The sequence below is a fragment of the Segatella salivae DSM 15606 genome, from assembly GCF_000185845.1.
In the GTDB taxonomy this organism is placed as follows: Bacteria; Bacteroidota; Bacteroidia; order Bacteroidales; family Bacteroidaceae; genus Prevotella; species Prevotella salivae.
The window spans coordinates 1,445,691-1,448,225 of the sequence record NZ_GL629647.1; the positions used below are offsets into that span (position 1 = coordinate 1,445,691).

A 2,535-nucleotide genomic window follows, 5' to 3' on the forward strand; every position below is an offset into this window, starting at 1 on the left:
TGAAGAATTTTATTCTTATTATAGTTCATATTTAAAGACATCTGCCAAGAAAAAGATTTAGAACGAATAGGATAGGCTGTAATCATCAAATCTAAACCTTGATTCTTTACTGAGCCGATGTTTTTATACTGACTTCTAAAACCTGTTGAATGTGGAACAGGACAATCAAGTAATAAATTTATCGTCTTTTTATTATAGAACGATAAATCTATATTAACACGATTTTGAAATAGACCAAGTTCAAGACCAACATCCCACATTCCGGTTTTTTCCCATTTTAGATCCGGATTTTCTAGAGAACTTAAATACATATAGGGTGCACGCTTACCATCTAAAAGGAGTGTACCTGCTCCCGTGCGTGCTAAAGAATTATAAGTTCCAATTTCAGAGTTACCTGTTAATCCATAGCTAGTATGGAATTTCATATTACTAATCCAGGTTAATGACTTCATAAATTGTTCTTCTGATATAATCCATGCTAAACCTGTTGATGGGAAAAAAGCATATTTATTATTCTTTCCAAATTTGGAAGATCCATCATAACGGCCTGTTGCTGTAATAGAATAACGATCTTTATATGTATATGCAAAACGAAGAAAATAGGAATTCATACGCCATTTATCTATATTAGATGAAGGCGCTTGTGGATTTGTACCAACCCCCATATTCTTATCTTCATAAAAATCATTAGAAAAGCCCTCTGTAACAATACCATTACTCCTTGTAGTTTGTTCTGTCCATGAAAGTCCGAACATTCCATTTAGACGATGATCTTCTATATTTTTTTGATAAGTGAGATATGTTTCTTCCTGCCAATAAAGTCTGTTTGTATGATAATATTCTGCACGACCATTGGGCATAGATATGTTGTTCAATGTAGTTGCCGCATAACGCCGTCTTTCTATACCATGCCAATCAATTCCATATTGTGTCTTCAGGTCTAATCCTGGTAAAATATGGAAGGTTAAAGCAGCATTACCAAAGATTTGTGTATTATAATACATACGTTTTTGCTGCTCTAAAATCATTATTGGGTTAGACATACCTTCAAATCCGAATTTGTCTGACATCTTTGAAGGTGAAGTTGAAGTCGTATAATTTCCTGTATCTGGTTCACGAAGAGGGAGCCATGGCAGCATTTCTATCATCGTTCGACGTGCTTCTTGTCCACCCCCATCAAAATCAGTGTATCTTCCCCACATATGATTCACTGCAATATTAACTCCAGTAGATAACCATTTGTAAGGATTTGCATCATAAGTTAATTTTCCACTTACACGCTTATTCCAAGTGTTTTTTAGCAATCCCTGATAATCTGAATAATTAAGGAAGGCTCCAACATTCGACTCCTTACTCCCTTGTTGAATATTAATTTGATGATTATGTGACAATGCATTTCTTGTCGCCTCAGATTGCCAATCTGTATCATACAAAGGATTTCCTTGAGTATCAAAATAACGATTGTCATTAAACCAATCCGTTCGATTTAGGGACCAATGCATTCCATTATAAGTATTTTCGTTTTCAAGCCCTTTCATAAATGCATCACACCACTCATGCGCATTCAGTGTTTTCATCTTACGTGCCATTGTACTAAGTCTCAAAGAACCTTGGTAACTTACTTTAGTACTAGTTTCACCTTTCAATCCTCGCTTCGTTGTTACCATTATAACACCATTCGCACCTCGAGCACCATAAATTGCAGTTGCAGATGCATCTTTCAATACTTCTATTGACTCTATATCATTAGGATTAACTAAAGCAAAATTCGTCATTACTACTCCATCAACTACATATAAAGGATCTGAGCTTGCGTTTATCGTTGAAATCCCTCGAATTATAACACGTGGTGCAGACGCTCCAAGATCTTCTGAATTAGAAAAAACAGTTACACCAGAAGCTTTTCCACGCAAATTATCAAGAGCAGAGAAGTTTTGATTCCTTATTAAATCTGTTCCCTTTGCTACCGAAATGGACCCAGTAACATCATTTTTCCTCATTGTACCATATCCTACTACGATAACTTCATCAAGAGATTCATTATCAGAAACTAAAGAGACTAGTAAGTTTGATTTCGAACCTAAAGTTAATACTCGGTCTTTATACCCAATATAGGATACTCGAATTTGTTCACCAGCTTTCGCAATGATAGAACATTTCCCATCAACATTAGTAGCACTACCTGTCTTATCTGTTAGAGAGACAACACTAGCACCAATAATTGGTTCACCTTTTTCGTCAACAACAGAAATCATGTACTTTTGTTGTTGTTGGACAGATGTAACATGAAGCCTATTTTCATGATTAGGAAAATCTTCTGCCTTTACAGAAGACAGACCTCCAAAATAAGCAAAAATGAAAGCTAACGAATATCTCGTTAATTTCATTACCTTTTCTTTTTGTTTAATCATAGGTTGATTGTTTAAGTGAATATTAATTAAGGAATAAAATTTTGAATGGTATTACAGAAACTATTATAAAAAAAATTGTATTAGATATTATCTAAGAACTATATAAACTTCGGATCAAGAAATC

General features: G+C 34.4%; 1 protein-coding gene. It reads right to left on the bottom strand.

All coding sequences use genetic code 11. The features are described from left to right. Positions 1–2,411: SusC/RagA family TonB-linked outer membrane protein (locus HMPREF9420_RS06040; protein WP_007134614.1), on the bottom strand; the 2,411-nt coding region annotated here is incomplete at its 3' end. Positions 2,412–2,535: the final 124 nt, after the last annotated feature.